This is a genomic window from Pseudoalteromonas sp. A601, from assembly GCF_002165575.1.
GTDB lineage: Bacteria > Pseudomonadota > Gammaproteobacteria > Enterobacterales > Alteromonadaceae > Pseudoalteromonas.
Genome location: NZ_MXQF01000001.1, coordinates 86,835 through 104,582, shown reverse-complemented (window position 1 = coordinate 104,582; position 17,748 = coordinate 86,835). Strand labels below are relative to the sequence as shown.

Genomic DNA, 17,748 nt, shown 5'->3' with positions numbered 1-17,748 from the left:
ATCAATAAGCATATTTAACTTCTGCTTTACTTGCTAATTGGCTGCGCAAATTTTCTTGGTATGAAAATATATCAAAACCATTATCAAATGCTTTTGCATTGGGTCCGTATGAACTATCTAAAAGTGCCTTTATATCAATATTGTCTTTAAAATTTTCTTGGGTAACATCATATTTTCCCCAATATTTCCCTTTCCCATCATACCCACGGTCATACTCTTGGCCTTTTATTAAAATGTCAGGTAATTCTTTAACTAAACTTACTACATCTTTATCTGCATTGAGCTTGTCCTCAAGATAGGATTTTTCCTCATCAGTAATATCACCTGAAACAACTAATTTATCATCACTATTAATAGAGAACCCCCAATCTTTTTGAGCTAATGATGGAGATAATATTTCTAGTTCTTTCAGGAAACTTTCATATTTAGGTCTAAGTTGACTTAACTTTTTGGGTAGTTCACCAAAACTTATTGTATTAGTCATTTTATCTAAAAGTTCAGATTCAGATTTATGGGCAGTTATACCAAGGGGCCTCTCATAAGTGCTCTGATTTTTTGGGATATGTTCATCTTTGTGATAAATATCATTAGCAAATTTTTTTTGCTGTTTATTAATTTTTTCATTTAAGGTGTTATCAGACAATTTTCCCTCATTAATAGCAATAGTTCTATTTTTTAATTGTGCTGATGCAGTGTTGGTTAAGATATCGTGAGTTATTTTCATACCTAATTCCATCTATCATGAAGAAACAATTTATAACTAGTACCTGTATCGGCACATAACTTAATAACTTGAGTGATTTTTACTCATAAAATAAAAAGCTAATAATGTCACCATCATTAGCTTTAAAAGTAAAAGTTATGAAGAGTTACTGCTGACTGACTTTTGATCACACAAGTGCCCGAGCACAACGTATTCAACACTATCTCCTCAAATAACTAATTCTAATTTGCTAATGTTAGTTTGGTTTTTAAAATGATGCACAATAAGTAGAAGCTTGTTGCGGCCCAAGTCAAATTACGATAAGTGAGTATAAGTTAGTTGCGTTGGATTAATAGGGAAGCAGTTAGAATGGTTAGTACATAAAAAAGCCGTTAGCTATAAATTAATAACTAACGGCTTTTTTAATGCTTATTAAAAAGTAATTATTTTACTTCTTTACCAGCGGCTTGTTGATCCGCATGATAGCTTGAACGAACAAACGGGCCAGAGGCTGCATGGGTAAAGCCAATTTCATCAGCGTATTCTTTAAGCGCGTCAAACTCTGCAGGTGGCACGTAACGCTTTACTGGCAAGTGATGTTTAGAAGGTTGTAGATATTGACCTACAGTTAGCATGTCGACGTTGTGTTCACGTAAATCACGTAATACTTCTTCGATTTCGCTAATCTCTTCACCTAGGCCTACCATTAGACCCGATTTAGTTTTCACTTCTGGGTGCGCTTCTTTAAAGCGACGAAGTAACTCTAATGACCATTTATAATCCGCACCTGGTCGCGCAAGTTTGTATAAACGCGGCGCAGTTTCAAGGTTGTGATTAAATACATCAGGTGGCGTTTCAATCAAGATCTCTAGTGCACGTTCCATACGACCACGAAAATCAGGCACTAAGATTTCGATGGTAATAGTTGGATTATGCTTACGAATTTCACGGATACAATCAGCAAAATGTTGTGCACCACCATCACGTAAATCATCGCGGTCAACGGATGTGATAACGACATAGCTTAGCTTCATATCTTTGATAGTCAGGGCAAGCTTTTCAGGTTCAGCTGCATCAGGTTTCAAAGGGCGACCGTGTGCTACATCACAAAACGGACAACGACGAGTACATATTGCCCCTAAGATCATAAATGTTGCGGTACCGTGGTTAAAACACTCAGACAGGTTAGGGCATGACGCCTCTTCACACACTGAGTGTAAGCCGTGCTTACGCATTGCTTGCTTAATGCCGTCGATACGTTCAGTTGATTTTGGTAAACGTATTTTTAGCCACTCTGGCTTGCGCAACATTTCAGTTTTTTCAGTCGGTAATACTTTTACTGGGATCAACGCCATTTTTTCTGCGTCGCGTAGTTTTACCCCTGGTTCCATCTTGACTGGTTTATTCATTCGTTTTCAAACCCTTCAGTATGCTTAACCTGTGTTGCGTTAAGCTTTTTGATCATATGTTTAACTAATCCATTGCCCGCTTGTTCTAGGCTTTGTGGACCGTTTAAATCAGTTGTTTGCACCATGTTCATACCTGCATAACCGCATGGGTTAATACGTAAGAATGGGCTTAAATCCATACTTACATTTAAGGCGAGGCCATGAAATGAGCAGCCGCGACGAACGCGAAGACCCAGCGATGCTATTTTACTATCGTTTACGTACACGCCAGGCGCATCGGCTTTTGCGTATGCATCGATGTCATATTCTTTTAATGTATCAATGATACATTCTTCAAGCCAAGTTACTAATTCACGCACACCAATTTTTAAGCGGCGTAAATTAAATAATACGTACATCATTTGCTGACCTGGACCGTGATAGGTTACTTGACCACCACGATCAACTTTGATCACTTCAATATCGCCCGGGGCAAGTAAGTGTTCTTCTTTACCTGCTTGGCCTTGGGTAAATACAGGCTCGTGTTCAACTAGCCAAATTTCATCGGCAATTGCGTCATCGCGAGTGTCGGTAAACTCTTGCATTTTTTGCCATATCGGCATGTAACGCTGGCGGCCTAGTTGGCGTACGATTAGCGTATTTTCGCTCACTGCAAACTCCAATTATGGCTTAAAGCATGTGACGGACGTCATCGATATTGCTGATCACGTTGTAGATTTCTTCGATGTGCTTGCCACTTGTTACCGTTGCAACGAGGGTCACTGATTCATAATTACCTTTGCTACTTGGTTTTACTTTAGGTGCATAATCACCTGGCGCAAGCGGCTGTAATTTTTCAAGAATTTGGTCAGTTAAATTAACATTTGCTAAGCCCATGATTTTAAATGTAAATGGGCAAGGGTACTCTAAGTACTCATCAAATTTAGTATTTTCTACAGGTGTAGCCACGACGATGACTCCTCACTTAATGCTCTAATAACTGACTAATAAACCTACACTCGACCTTGTAGGTTAGATATGGTGCGCATTCTAGCATTTTTCAGGCAAAAAAAAACGCCTTGCAGTGCAAGGCGCTTAGATTGTTTAGATATGAATACCCAAGCCACCTAAAGATACAGAATTCAGCGTTTCACAGGTGCTTAATATCAAGGCGTTACTTTGCAAGAATGGCCATCCCTTTTAAGAAGTAATAACGATGAGAGTAAGTGCCTGTGAAACGCCCAACGGGTTGGTTTAAAAGCGATTTATACTGCGTTATTGATTTTAATAATAGAACCACTATTACTTGCAATCAATGCCTTGCCTAAATCGCTTTTAATTCCAACTGAAACTCGCATCTTGAGGTTGTTTGGGTATTACATTATTTGTAAACGTAAGTAATCATAAATTTTGCTAAAGAAACTACCTTCTTCAACTTCTTCAAGCGTTACAAGCGGATACTGAGCTATTTCTTCGCCTTCTAGCTGTAAGAACAAAGTACCTACCTTCGTGCCTTTAGCTAGAGGTGCCTCTAGCGTTTTGTCTAATTCGAAGTTAGCCTTTAAGTTTTTACGTTGACCGCGTGGTATCGTAATAGGTGTATCTTCTAAAATACCCAGCGACACATTTTCTTTGTTACCCATCCAAATACGTTGCTCGGCAAAACTATCACCCGCTTTATAAGGAGTGGTTGTCTCAAAAAAGCGGAAGCCATAATTTAGTAATTTTTTACTTTCAACTTTACGCGCTCGCTCACTCGAAGTGCCCATAACAACGGCGATTAAACGCATGTCGTCTTTGGTTGCTGAGGTAACTAAGCTGTAGCCTGCTTCTGATGTGTGACCCGTTTTAATACCATCAACATTTAAGCTTTCATCCCATAACAGTGAGTTACGGTTATACTGCTTAATGCCATTGAAAGTAAATGATTTTTCAGCGTAAAGTGCATACTCTTCAGGCACATCACGAATTAGTGCAGCACCTAAGGTCGCCATATCACGTGGTGTAGTAAAGTGCTCGTTAGTATCTAGGCCGTGGCTATTAATAAAATGAGAGTTACTCATGCCTAACTTTTCAGCGTGGGCATTCATTAAATCAGAAAAAGCACTTTCGCTACCAGCAATGTGCTCGGCCATAGCAACACAGGCATCATTACCTGATTGAATGATAATGCCACGGTTTAAATCTTCAACACTAATTTGTTTACCTACTTCGATAAACATTTTAGAAGAATCAGGGAAGTTTTTAGCCCATGCTTTTTCACTCACGGTGACCATGTCAGTAGGGGTAATGTTGCCGGCTTCAATTTCGGTACCGATTACGTAGCTGGTCATCATTTTTGTTAAGCTAGCTGGTGCTAGACGAGTATCTGGCTCACCTTCAGCAATGACTTTACCAGTGGTAAAATCAACAAGGAAATAACCTTTTGCATTAACTTGTGGAGGCGCAGGGATGATTTGTGCAGTTGCGGAGAAAATGGCAGCAGAACAGACTAAGCCGCACACACCGTTGAGAATTTTGTATTTAAATGATTTCATCATACTCATTAATGGTTAAAGTTAAAGATTCGCGTAGAGCTATTCTAAAGGTGTTATTGACCGTAAAGCAAGAACGCGTTTTGAAATTGGTTTTGTTTTAATTTTTCGAGCACTAGCTGAGCTTGTTCAGCGTCTTTAATTGGTCCTAGTCGCAACCTATAAATGGCATCTTTTTCTACAATACTTGTAGGTAAATGGTACTGCTGACGCAAGGTTGAGGCGAGGGCTTCAATATTTGCTAATGTACTGCCCGCTGCAACTTGGATATAACTTGGACGTGTGGGCGAATCCGATAGTGTAATAGCCTCAAGCTTAACCTTGGCTGTACCATGGTTGTAATAACCAAGCTTATAAGCTGCAGCGTATGATAAATCTATGATTCTATCATCATGAAATGGACCACGATCATTCACTCGTACAATGGCTGATTTACCGTTAGCCGTATTGGTTACCCGAACAAAACTCGGTAGGGGCAGTGTCTTATGTGCGGCAGTCATGGCAAACATATCATAGGTTTCACCATTTGATGTGTGGTAGCCATGAAATTTGCGCCCATACCAAGAGGCTATACCTTCTTCTTTGTAACCAGTTTCATCCAGCATGGGGGTATAATTTTTACCAAGTACAGTATAAGGGCGGCCTGCGCTGGCACTTTTTATTACTTCAGTTACAACAGCATCTTGCATCTCTAACACGGTTGGCGCACGTAAAGGTGCAGCGTCATGTTTCATGCTGTAACGGCTGCTGTGATCCGTTTTACGGCCTGAACTACTACAGCCACTTAAAACAATGCTAAAGAGCACTAAACTAATATACTTCAACATCCACTTCATTATTTTAAAAGCATCCTTTTATCGGTTGCAATTGACATGATTATGCCAAAGCCAGCCATGAGTGTAACCATTGACGTACCACCATAACTAATGAGTGGTAAAGGAACACCGACAACCGGTAAGAGCCCTGATACCATGCCAATGTTGACGAATACGTAAACGAAAAATGTTAGCGTAAGTGCACCTGCCAGTAATTTGCCAAAGGCGTCTTGGGCATTCACAGCAATGTATAAGCCGCGACCAATGATAAATAAATACATACACAGCAATAGGCATACGCCAAATAAACCAAACTCTTCGCTGAGTACGGAGAAAATGAAATCAGTGTGGCGCTCAGGTAAAAATTCTAATTGTGATTGGGTACCTTGTAGCCAACCCTTACCTTCAATGCCACCAGAGCCTATCGCTATTTTAGATTGAATAATATGATAACCAGAACCAAGTGGATCGCTTTCAGGATTGAACAAAGTGAGTACACGTTGTTTTTGATAGGCATGCATGCCGTAGTGCCAAAATGGCCATGCTGCAAGGGCAACTAAGCCAGTTAAAAAGCCGATTAGCCGCCAACTCAAGCCAGATAAAAACAGGACAAATACGCCAGAGCTGGCAATTAATATCGATGTGCCCAAGTCAGGTTGTTCTTTAATGAGTAGGGTTGGTAACATTACAATGGTAAAACCAACCACCAAATGTAACGCTCTTGGGGGTAAGTGGTTACGTCCTATGTACCAAGCTACCATCATTGGTACGGCGATTTTCATCAGTTCAGACGGCTGAAAACGCGTCACCCCCAAATCTAACCAACGCTGTGCTCCTTTCGAGCTAACACCAAATAACAATACGCCAACGAGCATCAATAAGCCTGCACAGTACATTGGAATGACGAGTCGTTTAAGAGTTGCGGGGCTAAATTGAGCTAAAATAAACATGCCAATAATTGCGCCGGCCATTCGTGTTGCGTGACGTACCATCATCGCGGAGTTTTGCCCACTAGCGCTATAAACAATGGCAAGGCTTGCCCCCATCATGGCCAGCAGGGCGATGAGCAATGGCAAATCTAAATGCAGTTTGTCCCAAATTGAGCGCTTATCGTTTAATTGCATTATTGTTTTGCACTCCCAGCAAGGGTTACAGGGTTCGCTGAAAAATAGTAATCCATTAATTGGCGTGCAATTGGTGCACCGACAGAACTACCGCCACCGGTATTTTCTACCACCACAGATACCACAATTTGTGGGTCGTCAAATGGCGCAAAACCAATATAAATGGCGTTGTCGCGTTGGCGTTCCTTGAGAGATTTAGCATCATAGCGTTCACCTTGGGCAATACTCACCACTTGAGCTGTGCCGGTTTTTCCTGCAGGGTCGTAGTTTGCGCCCTTAAAAGCTCTATGGGCAGTACCGGTTACTTTTTTTACCGTGTTATGCATAGCGTCTAGCGAAATACGCCAGTGATCTGGGTTCTTTAAAACAACAGGGGGCTTTTCGTCATTGTTAATTTGCGTTACTTCGTTTTCTTTTTTCGCAACCTGGACTAAATGAGGGGGATGATTAAGCCCTTTATTAACTAAAATGTTGGTTGCATTGGCTATTTGCATTGGTGTGGCTGTCCAATAACCTTGGCCGATGCCCACAGATATCGTATCGCCACGCCACCAAGACTCACGAAAACGGCCTTCTTTCCACTCTTTAGAGGGTAAGATTGCTGTTGTTTCTTCGTGTATGTCAATGCCCGTTAAATCACCAAAACCAAATTGCGCCATAAAGTCACTGATTTTAGTAATCCCCAATCGATAAGAGACATCGTAAAAGTAAGTATCGCAGGATTCTTCAATTGCTTTATAAACATCCACATGGCCATGTCCCCAACGCTTCCAGTCACGCCATTTGTGTTCTACATTCGGGATTTGAAAAAAGCCCGGATCCCACATTTTTGTATGCTCAGTGACTAAGCCCTCTTCTAAAGCAAGAATGGCCATATGAGGCTTAACTGTTGATGCAGGGGCATATCGACCCTGCGTAGTTCGATTTATTAATGGGCGATCTGGATTGAGTAAGGCTTTATAATTTTTACTACTAATACCGTGCACAAATAAATTTGGGTCATAGCTTGGGTTTGAATACAAGGCGAGTACTCCGCCATCTTTTGCATCCATAACCACAATTGCACCGCGCATATCTTTTAGCGCGTGCTGGGCTATTTGCTGTAAGCCAATATCTAGAGTGAGCACGAGGTCGTGACCAGGCTCTGGCGGGGTCATACTTAAAGTGCGAATTACGCGCCCACGGTTATTTACTTCAACACGTTGGGAGCCCACTTGACCATGCAGCAATTGCTCGTAGTATTTTTCGATACCTAGTTTCCCAATATCGTGGGTAGCACGGTAATTAGTTGCTTGGTCTTGTGATTCAAGTTTAGTGAGCTCTTTACGGTTTAGTTTAGCCACATAGCCTAAAGCATGGGTGAGGGTATCGGCATAAGGGTAATAACGAGCTAACCGTGCTTCGATACTAAAACCAGGAAACTTATGTTGATTAACCGAAAACTTTGCGACTTCTTGCTCGTTTAAGCGAGCTTTTAATACTTGGCTTTTAAAACGGCGGTTGTGCTTTATATCCTTTATAAAGTCATTACGTTGTTGCTCTGAAATATCAATTAGCTTACTCATTTCGCTAAGAGAAGTGTCAAGATCATCAACGTCTTCGGGTATTACTTCAAGGTTATAAACCGGTTTGTTCTCTGCCAGTAATACACCATTACGGTCATAAATAAGCCCACGGTTTGGCGCGATAGGAATGACTTTTATGCGGTTGTCGTTGGAACGAGTTTGGTAATCTTGATGATCGTCAACCTGTATAGTGTATAAATTAGACAACAATACAGCGACTAAAATAGTAACAAAAACAAAACCCACAAAGGCGCGACGAGCAAAAAGATTAGCTTCTGCTGAGTGGTCTCGAATTGTGGGTCTTCTTTTGAGCATAGACGGCTACTCGCGATGATAAGGATGGTTGTTGTTTACACTCCATCCTCTATACAAGCTTTCAGCCACTATAATGCGTACTAAAGGGTGTGGTAGGGTCAAGTTCGATAACGACCACTTTTGCTCAGAAGCAGCAATACATTCAGGTGCCAGCCCTTCTGGGCCTCCAATAAGCAAGCTGACATCGCGGCCATCTAATTGCCACTTTTCCATGTTTTTTGCTAGTTGGTGGGTATCAAGAGCTTTACCTGTTACCTCTAAAGTAACAATCCGATTGCCTTTCGGTATCGCAGCAAGAGTTTTTTCACCTTCGATATGTAGAATCCTTTTTATGTCGGCATTTTTGCCGCGCTTACCTGCTGGGATCTCAATTAACTCCAATGCCATATCTTTTGGAAAACGGCGCTGATATTCAGCAAAACCCGTTTCAACCCATGCTGGCATTTTGGTACCAACGGCAATCATTTGTATTTTCACGCGTGTACTTCCAAACTCAGATTAAAATAGCTGCCGTTAGCTCCAAAGCTTTTCTAGATCGTAGTAGCTACGTGCTTGATCTTGCATAACATGCACAACTACATCACCTAAATCAACCAGTACCCATTCGCCTTCGTTTTGACCTTCATATCCCAGCGGCTCTTCACCTGAGTGGCGGGCTTCTTTGGCAACATGATCAGCAATCGATTGTACATGGCGTTTAGAGTTACCAGAGCACACAAGCATGTAGTCAGTAATGTCAGAATTGCCTCTTACATCAAGCTGAACCACATCACGGGCTTTCATATCGTCAATTTTGTCTAAGGCAAAGGCGAGTAGTTGTTTCGAATCCAAAGTGTTATCTCATTAAAAAAGGGAATAGTTACTATTTTATCACGCTGATGAGTTTTATTCATCACTTAGATAAAGTTCATGGCTATGTATATAGTGACTCACAGTACTTGGCAGAAGTTCCCGGCAAAGTTGGCCTTTTTTTATTTTCTGGCGAATATCACTCGATGCCACATCCATAACTTGACCAGGTAAAAAATACAGTCTGCCAGCAAGCTCACTGTGCAAGGTATCTAACGAGGTGGTTTGTGCGTTAGTTTGGTATTGTTGCAGTTGTGCACTTAAATTGGTTGTTTGATTTGGCCGTTGATACACCACAATGTGGCATAGTTGTGTAATTGCTTGCCATTCAAACCACTTATCTAGGGTGTTAAATGAATCAAGGCCAATTAAAAATAGAATAGGCTCGTTGGGATATTCATCGCGCAGCTCTTGTAAACTAAGCAATGAATAAGAAGGCCCTTTGCGCTTTAGTTCGCGTAAATCCAATGAGAAGCTGGGAAAAGGAGCTATAGCGGCTTCTAACATGGCAATACGATGTGAGTTGCTAATGCCCGGTTGGGCTTTATGAGCGGGAATAGCGCAGGGCATAAAGCGCAATTGTGAAAGCTTTAGATGCTCAACACATTGCTGCGCCATGTTAAGGTGGCCTAAATGAACTGGATCAAAAGTGCCACCAAATAGTGCAATCATCTTCAGCTCCTGGTTATGGATCTAACGGGTGAGCAGGAAGTGCAACAGCAACGGGTTGGCAAAAAACCAAACATATATGAGCCAAGGCTTGATAGGGTTTAATTAAATTACCTTGCTTATAGCTGGCATCAAATTGTGCTAATAAACTAATAATATGTTCAAGGGTGTGTACTGTTAAACGATTAAGCGCTTGGCTAATTGGCCCTTGTTGGTTTTTCCAAATTGCTTTTTGTTTAAACAAGGCCGTTAGGTTCTCGCCTTGTTGCAACCCTAATTGAAGACTCAATAGGGTGTTAGCTTCTTTATTAATAGTCCATAAAATGCTGACTGCCTCGGTGTTATCACCAGAGAGTTTAGTCAAAACTTTAATTGCTTGGCGGCTATTTCCCTGAAGCAGAGCATCGCTTAAATCAAAAATATCGAACTTAGCTTGATTAAGTAAGCCTTGCAGTACTCGTTGTTGGTCAATTAAAGCATTCCCATGCAGTAAAGACAGTTTTTCGAGCTCTTGAAAACAGGCCAGTAAGTTACCTTCAGTGGCGTCAATTAAGGTTCGCTTTGCATCAGGTTGCATATTAATAGCGAGTCGCGCACATTGTTCATCTAACCAACGCTGCAAATGATTACCGCTAAGCGGGTAGCAAGGTACAAATACACCGTGTTTATCTAGCGCTTTAAACCATGCACTGCGTTGAATATCTTGGCTTGCTTTAGCGCCTGTGACAATTAGTAGGGTATCTGGATTTGTTAGTTCAACGAGCTTTTTAAATGTTTGGCTGCCAACAGTGCCTGGCTTTTGACCATTGAGATCAAGCTCAATTAAAGTACGGGCACTAAATAGTGACATGCTTTGATATTGCGCGATCAGCTCTTGCCAATCAAAGCCGGGCATTAATGTAAACTTTATTACTTCGTCAAAACCGTGCTGTTTTGCACATGTACGAATTTGCTGGGCACATTGTGCTATTTGAAAAGGTTCTTCACCAAACACTAGATAAAAAGGCTGTAGCGCTTTTTTTAACTCATTAGGTAGTTGATTAGCGTAACAGCGCATTATAGTTGCGAAAGCTCTCGTACTATACGACGACTTGCCTGCATACGAATTTCATTTAGCAGCAAATCAAGCTCTTTTGCTTTTGCCAAAGCGTTATCAGGATCGTCTTGATAATTACGATACAGCTCAAAGCTTTGATTGATAGGATCAAGGCCTGGGCGTTTTAATGTGTAAGCAACACTGTATGCAAGTTCGTATTCAGCCACTTGTCCGTTTTTAAATAGCGATAAAATTTGGCGCTCTAAACGGTCTTTTGATAAATACAGTTGTGCGACATTGTTTTCCGGCGCTGAAAGTAACTCCACTTTACTGAGGGTAAGTTCTTTTTCAAGCATGGCGAATAGTGCTGATTTTTCATCATCACCGCTGAGGGTAATAATTTTTAGATCATCCGGCAAGCTCGATGCTTTTTTTAAGTGAAAGCCACAGCTGGTAAGTAAAAAACAGACTAGCACTAAGGCTAGTCCGTTTTTAAAGGCATTGAATGATGCCATATTAGTTAGCAACCACGTTAAGTAGTTTACCCGGTACGTAAATAACTTTACGGATTGTTACACCGTCAGTAAATTTAGTCACGTTAGGCTCTTCAAAAGCAAGTGCTTCAACTTGCTCTTTAGTTGCATCAGCCGGCACGGTTAATTTTGCACGTAACTTACCGTTTACTTGCACGATGATAAGCTTCTCATCTTCAACCAAAGCAGACTCGTCAACTGTTGGCCAAGCGGCATCAAGAATGTCGCCTTCTTTACCAAGCTCTTGCCATAATTGATGTGACAAATGCGGTGTAATTGGTGCAAGCATTATTAATAGTGCTTCAAGTGCTTCGTTAGCAATCGCAACATCTTGTTTATCAGCCAGTGGGGCTTTTAACAATTTGTTTGAGATTTCCATGATAGCGGCAATCGCGGTATTAAATGTTTGACGACGCTCAACATCATCAGTCACTTTTGCGATTGCTTTGTGCAGCTCACGACGAAGTACTTTTTGTGGGTTTGTTAGCGCTGATTTATCAAGTGCTTGGTAACCGACTGTGTTTACATCTACCGCGTATTTCCACACACGTTTAATGAAACGATGCGCGCCTTCAACACCCGAGTCAGACCATTCAAGTGTTTGCTCCGGTGGTGCGGTAAACATCATAAACAAACGAACAGTATCAGCGCCATATTGAGCGATAACTTGTTGTGGGTCGATACCGTTGTTTTTCGACTTTGACATTTTGCTCATGCCTGATGAAAACACCGGTTCGCCATCGTCTTTGTGCCATGCTTTTGTTACACGGCCTTTGTCGTCTGTTTCGGTTTCAACATCGCTTGGCGAAATCCACACATCGCCGCCTTTCTCATCTTTACGATAGAAAGTTTCAGCCAGTACCATGCCTTGGCAAAGTAGGCGGTCAAACGGTTCATCTGAGTTTACTAACCCAAAGTCACGTAATAATTTATGGAAAAAGCGCGAGTACAATAAATGTAAAATTGCGTGTTCAATACCACCAATGTATTGGTTAACTGGTAGCCAGTAATTAGCAGCTGCTGGGTCTAACATGCCTTCATCATGACGAGGACTACAGTAGCGTGCGTAATACCAAGACGACTCCATAAAGGTGTCAAAGGTATCTGTTTCATGAAACGCAGGTTGTCCGTTAACCGTGGTTTTAGCCCACTGTGGATCAGCTTTGATTGGCGATGTTACACCGTTCATTACCACGTCTTCTGGTAAACGCACTGGTAGCATATCTTCAGTAGCAGCAAGTTCTTTACCATCTTCATCGCTAAGCATTGGGATTGGCGAACCCCAGTAACGCTGGCGGCTTACACCCCAGTCACGTAAGCGGAAGTTGACTTTACGCTCGCCTACACCCAGTGCTTCAAGCTTATCTGCAACCGCGTTAAATGCACCGTCAAAGTCAAGGCCATCAAACTCACCTGAGTTCACTAATATGCCTTTTTCAGTGTACGCTTCTTGATCAAGGTTTACTTCAAGTTCAGAACCCGCAACAGGCGCGATAACTTGTTTTATATCTAGGCCGTACGCTGTCGCGAATTCATAATCACGTTGATCGTGTGCAGGTACTGCCATTACAGCGCCAGAGCCGTAATGCATTAATACAAAGTTGGCAACCCAAATTGGTACTTGCTCACCCGTTAGTGGGTGGGCTGCATAAAAGCCTGTAGCGATGCCTTTCTTTTCCATGGTTGCCATGTCTGCTTCAGCAACTTTGGTGTTTTTACATTCTTCAACAAACATTGCCACAGCGTCGCTATTTTTAGCCGCTTCTTGAGCAATAGGGTGCGCACCTGCAACCGCAAGATAAGTGACACCCATGAAAGTATCAGGGCGAGTCGTATATACGCTGAATTTTTCGTTGTTATCAGTGCGCGTGAACTCGATATCTAAACCTTCAGAGCGGCCAATCCAATTGCGCTGCATGGTTTTTACTTGCTCAGGCCAATCTTCGAGTTTGTCTAAGTCGTCAAGTAGCTCTTGTGCGTAGTCGGTAATTTTAATAAACCACTGTGGGATTTCTTTTTGTTCAACCACTGCACCAGAACGCCAACCACGACCATCAATTACTTGCTCGTTAGCAAGTACTGTTTGGTCAACTGGATCCCAGTTTACCGTTGACATTTTTTTATACACTAAGCCTTTTTCGTAAAGCTTGGTGAAAAACCATTGTTCCCACTTGTAGTAGTCAGGGTGGCACGTTGCGATTTCACGATCCCAATCATAACCAAAACCTAATTGCTTAAGCTGGGTACGCATGTAATCAATGTTTTCGTAGGTCCATTTTGCAGGGGCTGTTTTGTTTTTAATAGCCGCATTTTCTGCTGGTAGACCAAACGCATCCCAACCCATAGGTTGCATTACATTTTTACCTTGCAAGCGTTGGAAGCGAGAAACAACATCACCAATGGTGTAGTTACGCACATGACCCATATGCAGTCGGCCGCTTGGGTATGGGAACATAGAAAGGCAATAATACTTTTCTTTGCTCTCGTCTTCGGTGGCTTTAAATACTTGGTTTTCTTCCCAGTAGGCTTGGACTTTTGACTCTATGTCTTGCGGGTTATATTGCTCTTGCATCAACGATTCCAGACTTCTTGCAAACTAATAAAAAATTGTTGAATAGGATAACCCAAAATAAACGCTAATCACAGCAGCAAATAAACGGATTTTATAATTTCACTACTAAATTAGTTTTCAGGGCAGGTTAACCTATACTCAAGTATGTTGATTACTTGATTTAACGCAGTTTTGAAGGAGTATAAAATGGCTGATTATAAAACTTGGTTAACCGATTTAACTGACTGGCTTAAAGATGTAAAAGATCACGAGCTTAAAGATGCAATGGACAAATTTGTGGAATCTGAGCAAGCGCTAAAAAGCCTTGGCCAAGAAAAACTGGAATTATATCGCAACTATTTAAAGCGTGATATTGAGCATATTCAAGAGCACGATAAACATTACGATTCTCTTGCATGGCAAGAGCTTAAAGAGTCTTTGTGGTTTGAATTGTCACATATAGAAGATAAAACCCAGTTAGAATGGCACGCATTAAATCAAGATTTTAAACACAATGGTGTTTATCACCAAGGTGAATGGATAGCCATGGGCACATTAGTGTGTAAGAATTGCAGCCATAGTTATGATATTTATCATGCCGCGCAAATTAGAGCTTGTTCAGAATGTAACGGCATCTATTTTACTCGCAGGGCATTACAACCGTAAAATAGTGCGCAACAGATATGTTGAGCACATTTAAATAAATCAGCTAATTAGCTGATACAAAAAGAAGTTAGAATGACGAAAAAATTGCTGCCATTACCTGTGTCTGCCCTTGCGCCGACGATCTCACTCAATCACGTGCAAACTTGCATGAGTAACCCTTACCCTGAAACTCTGACTTTTATTGGTCAACAGCGCGCACAAAGCGCGCTGGACTTTTCTTTAGGCATGGAACTCCCTGGTTATAATGTTTATGTTATGGGTGAAGCTGCGCATGGTCGTTTTACTTTAGTAAAAGACAAATTAGAGGCACACAGTAAAGGTCGGCCGACGCCAAACGAGTGGTTGTACGTTAATAATTACGACGATCACCGAGAGCCAATCGCGATGTTTTTACAAGCAGGGCAAAGCAAGCAATTGGCCGATGATATCGACTCGTTTATCGACGAGGTACTCGACACCTTTCCAGCAGCATTTGATAACCCTGCTTATCAGCGCAAAAAGAAAAAAATAGACCGTGAATTTAATGACGCCTATGACGCTGCAATCACCGAAGTTGAAATTGCTGCACTTGAACAGAGCGTTGCTCTGATTGAAGAAAAAAGCGTTGTTGGCTTTGCGCCATTAATTGATGGTAAACAATTAAGTGATGCTGAATTTGCAGCTCTTGATGATGACTTACGCGAGCAATTTTATGAGGTTATCGAAAAACTCGAAGATGCTTTGATTGAAGCGTTAATTGAATTACCACGTTGGAAGCGTGAGTCCTCAGAAAAACTACGTAATTTAAAAAAATCCACCGCAGAGCTTGCGACTAAACCGCTGTTAAAAGATCTAGAACATAAGTATGCCGCCCATATTGGTGTACTACGTTATTTAAAAGATATTCGAGTTGAAATTATTGATGCAGTTCTTGAGTGGCTAGATGACGAAGATGTAAGCGACGAAAACAAAGAAGATTTTGATAGCAAAGGTATGTTGACCGACTTTTTTGCGCCCAATATCTTAGTAGAATTTAAAGAAGGTGATGCCGCACCGGTCGTCTATGAGCCCAACCCAACGTTTGGCAATATTTTTGGCAAAATAGAGTATGCCGCGTCGCAAGGCTCATTGATCACTAGCTATCGGTCAATCCAGCCCGGGGCACTTCACCGTGCTAATGGCGGTTACTTGATTATGGACGCCGAAAAAGTGATGGCAAACCCACAAGTGTGGGATGGACTAAAGCTGTCACTAAAGACTCATCAAATCAAAAATGATTTACCGTATCAAGACAGTGCAGTAGGCAGCAGCTTTACACTTCGTCCGCAGTTGATACCCCTTGACGTGAAAATTATTTTGTTAGGTTCGCGTGATTTGTACTACACCATTGGTGAGTATGATGAAGAGTTTGCTGAACTATTTAGAGTACTGGCAGATTTTGATTACTACTTACCTAGTAGCGATAAACTGCAATATCAGTTTATTACTAAAGTAACTGAGTACTGCCAAAATACGCTTAAATGCAGCTTGACTGAATCTGCTATGGCACGGCTACTTAAATTTAGTTATCGCCAAGCTGAGCACCACAATAAACTATCAGCGCGTTTTGCTGATGTACTAGAGCTGGTAGCAGAGGCAAGTTTTTACACCAAACAAGATAATTTAAGCTTAATTGACGCTCACCATATTGATGAAGCGATTGAGGGGAAACAGTACCGCACAGGGCAAATTAGCGAAAACATGCTCAGCGATATTAAAGAAGGGCACACCTTAATCGCCACTGACGGCCAAGCCGTTGGTAAAGTGAATGGCTTAACCGTGTTGCACATTGGCGATACATCGTTTGGTACGCCTGCACGTATTACTGCCACAGTGTACGCAGGTGCTGATGGCGTGATTGACGTAGAGCGTGAAGCCGAGCTCGGTAAAGCAATTCACTCTAAAGGTGTGATGTTACTTACGGGTTACTTGGGTAATAAATACGCTCAGCAATTTAGTTTAACGCTCAGTGCGAATATTGCTATCGAGCAAAGCTATGGCTACATAGATGGAGATAGCGCGTCACTAGCTGAATTATGTGCACTGATTTCGGCTATTACTAATTTACCAATTAGCCAGTCAATTGCGCTGACAGGCTCAATAAACCAACATGGTGATGTACAAGCCATTGGTGGCGTAAATGAGAAAATAGAAGGCTTTTTCAAACTGTGTAAAATGCGCGGTTTAACCGGTCAGCAAGGCGTAATTGTGCCCAAATCTAACCAAGTTAATTTAGTACTCGATGACGAAATACTTGCAGCGGTCGAGCTAGGTAAGTTCCACATTTATGCCGTTGAAACGGTAGATCAAGCTCTTAACGCGTTAATGGATATAGACGCCGGTGAGCTGGTTGATGGTCATTACCCTGAAGATTCAGTAAATGGCATTGCCTTAGCACGATTAAATAATATCGCCGGTATCGTAAATGGTGATAGTGATGAAGATGAAAAAGAACAACAGGGTGAAGAGTCATGATTAATATTATTTTAGTGATAATTATCGCTATATTTTGCTATTTAATCTTTCAAAATAGTAAAAAAGCTAAGCAGCAAGCCCTAGCCAATGCGCAGCTTAGTAGTGATTTTTTAGCCACCAACAGTAAAGTTGAAGGTATAACAGAGACCGCTTCAGGGCTACAATATAGAATTGAGCACAGCAGTGGCTCTGATGTAAAACCAAGTCCTACAAGCATGGTGAACGTTCACTATCACGGTACTTTGCTTGATGGCAGTGTTTTTGACAGCTCTGTTGAGCGAAAAACCCCCATTAGTTTTGGTCTGCATCAAGTAATTAAAGGCTGGACCGAAGGCTTACAATTGATGAGCGAAGGCGATAAATACACTTTTTATATTCCGCATCAGCTTGCGTATGGCGAAAAGCGAGTAGGGAGCATTCCACCCGCGTCATTGCTTATATTTGAAGTAGAGTTGCTGAAAATAGAATCTTAACGGGTTTTTAAAGGCGGCGATTTAAATCATTGCC

The 17,748-nt window shown here is 41.6% G+C and carries 17 protein-coding genes; 3 read left to right on the top strand and 14 right to left on the bottom strand.

The window, feature by feature from the left end:
- Position 1: 1 nt before the first annotated feature.
- From B5G52_RS00480 to leuS, 14 genes are all read right to left on the bottom strand, one after another.
- Positions 2 to 724 (bottom strand): hypothetical protein, encoded by a 723-nt coding sequence (locus B5G52_RS00480; protein WP_140394287.1) that lies wholly within the window; start codon positions 722 to 724, stop codon positions 2 to 4.
- Positions 725 to 1,146: 422 nt separating this feature from the next.
- Positions 1,147 to 2,112, bottom strand: a complete 966-nt coding sequence (gene lipA, locus B5G52_RS00475) for a lipoyl synthase (protein ID WP_087530745.1) — start codon at positions 2,110 to 2,112, stop codon at positions 1,147 to 1,149.
- Positions 2,109 to 2,762, bottom strand: coding sequence for a lipoyl(octanoyl) transferase LipB (gene lipB / locus B5G52_RS00470; protein ID WP_087530744.1), 654 nt, complete (start codon positions 2,760 to 2,762; stop codon positions 2,109 to 2,111). The genes lipA and lipB overlap by 4 nt, the downstream gene beginning before the upstream one ends.
- Positions 2,763 to 2,781: 19 nt before the next feature.
- A complete protein-coding gene (gene ybeD / locus B5G52_RS00465; protein WP_087530743.1) occupies positions 2,782 to 3,060 on the bottom strand; it encodes a DUF493 family protein YbeD in 279 nt (92 codons plus the stop codon).
- Positions 3,061 to 3,467: 407 nt separating this feature from the next.
- Positions 3,468 to 4,628 (bottom strand): serine hydrolase, encoded by a 1,161-nt coding sequence (locus B5G52_RS00460; RefSeq protein ID WP_087530933.1) that lies wholly within the window; start codon positions 4,626 to 4,628, stop codon positions 3,468 to 3,470.
- A 53-nt stretch (positions 4,629 to 4,681) separates the two neighbouring features.
- Positions 4,682 to 5,461 (bottom strand): septal ring lytic transglycosylase RlpA family protein, encoded by a 780-nt coding sequence (locus B5G52_RS00455; RefSeq protein WP_087530742.1) that lies wholly within the window; start codon positions 5,459 to 5,461, stop codon positions 4,682 to 4,684.
- Positions 5,461 to 6,567: a rod shape-determining protein RodA gene (gene rodA / locus B5G52_RS00450; RefSeq protein WP_087530741.1), complete on the bottom strand. Its 1,107-nt coding sequence runs from the start codon at positions 6,565 to 6,567 to the stop codon at positions 5,461 to 5,463. The genes B5G52_RS00455 and rodA overlap by 1 nt, the downstream gene beginning before the upstream one ends.
- Positions 6,564 to 8,444, bottom strand: coding sequence for a penicillin-binding protein 2 (mrdA, locus tag B5G52_RS00445; protein ID WP_087530740.1), 1,881 nt, complete (start codon positions 8,442 to 8,444; stop codon positions 6,564 to 6,566). The genes rodA and mrdA overlap by 4 nt, the downstream gene beginning before the upstream one ends.
- A gap of 6 nt (positions 8,445 to 8,450) precedes the next feature.
- Positions 8,451 to 8,921: a 23S rRNA (pseudouridine(1915)-N(3))-methyltransferase RlmH gene (gene rlmH, locus B5G52_RS00440; RefSeq protein ID WP_087530739.1), complete on the bottom strand. Its 471-nt coding sequence runs from the start codon at positions 8,919 to 8,921 to the stop codon at positions 8,451 to 8,453.
- Positions 8,922 to 8,957: 36 nt separating this feature from the next.
- Positions 8,958 to 9,275: a ribosome silencing factor gene (rsfS, locus tag B5G52_RS00435; RefSeq protein WP_087530738.1), complete on the bottom strand. Its 318-nt coding sequence runs from the start codon at positions 9,273 to 9,275 to the stop codon at positions 8,958 to 8,960.
- Between the two features lie 54 nt (positions 9,276 to 9,329).
- Positions 9,330 to 9,965, bottom strand: a complete 636-nt coding sequence (nadD, locus tag B5G52_RS00430) for a nicotinate-nucleotide adenylyltransferase (RefSeq protein WP_087530737.1) — start codon at positions 9,963 to 9,965, stop codon at positions 9,330 to 9,332.
- 13 nt (positions 9,966 to 9,978) lie between these two features.
- The gene (holA, locus tag B5G52_RS00425; protein WP_087530736.1) at positions 9,979 to 11,019 is read right to left on the bottom strand and encodes a DNA polymerase III subunit delta; all 1,041 of its coding nucleotides are present in this window, start codon (positions 11,017 to 11,019) and stop codon (positions 9,979 to 9,981) included.
- Positions 11,019 to 11,513 (bottom strand): LPS assembly lipoprotein LptE, encoded by a 495-nt coding sequence (lptE, locus tag B5G52_RS00420; RefSeq protein WP_087530735.1) that lies wholly within the window; start codon positions 11,511 to 11,513, stop codon positions 11,019 to 11,021. Before lptE ends, holA begins: the two co-directional genes overlap by 1 nt.
- Position 11,514: 1 nt before the next feature.
- The gene (gene leuS, locus B5G52_RS00415) at positions 11,515 to 14,103 is read right to left on the bottom strand and encodes a leucine--tRNA ligase (RefSeq protein WP_087530734.1); all 2,589 of its coding nucleotides are present in this window, start codon (positions 14,101 to 14,103) and stop codon (positions 11,515 to 11,517) included.
- 186 nt (positions 14,104 to 14,289) lie between these two features.
- On the opposite strand from leuS, the gene B5G52_RS00410 reads away from it, so the two are divergent.
- The 3 genes from B5G52_RS00410 to B5G52_RS00400 all read left to right on the top strand — a co-directional run bounded on the left by B5G52_RS00410 (position 14,290) and on the right by B5G52_RS00400 (position 17,714).
- On the top strand, positions 14,290 to 14,748 hold the full coding sequence (locus B5G52_RS00410; protein WP_087530733.1) for a hypothetical protein: 459 nt from the start codon (positions 14,290 to 14,292) through the stop codon (positions 14,746 to 14,748).
- Positions 14,749 to 14,820: 72 nt separating this feature from the next.
- Positions 14,821 to 17,241, top strand: a complete 2,421-nt coding sequence (locus tag B5G52_RS00405) for a Lon protease family protein (protein WP_087530732.1) — start codon at positions 14,821 to 14,823, stop codon at positions 17,239 to 17,241.
- Positions 17,238 to 17,714, top strand: a complete 477-nt coding sequence (locus tag B5G52_RS00400; protein WP_087530731.1) for an FKBP-type peptidyl-prolyl cis-trans isomerase — start codon at positions 17,238 to 17,240, stop codon at positions 17,712 to 17,714. The genes B5G52_RS00405 and B5G52_RS00400 overlap by 4 nt, the downstream gene beginning before the upstream one ends.
- Positions 17,715 to 17,748 lie beyond the last annotated feature (34 nt).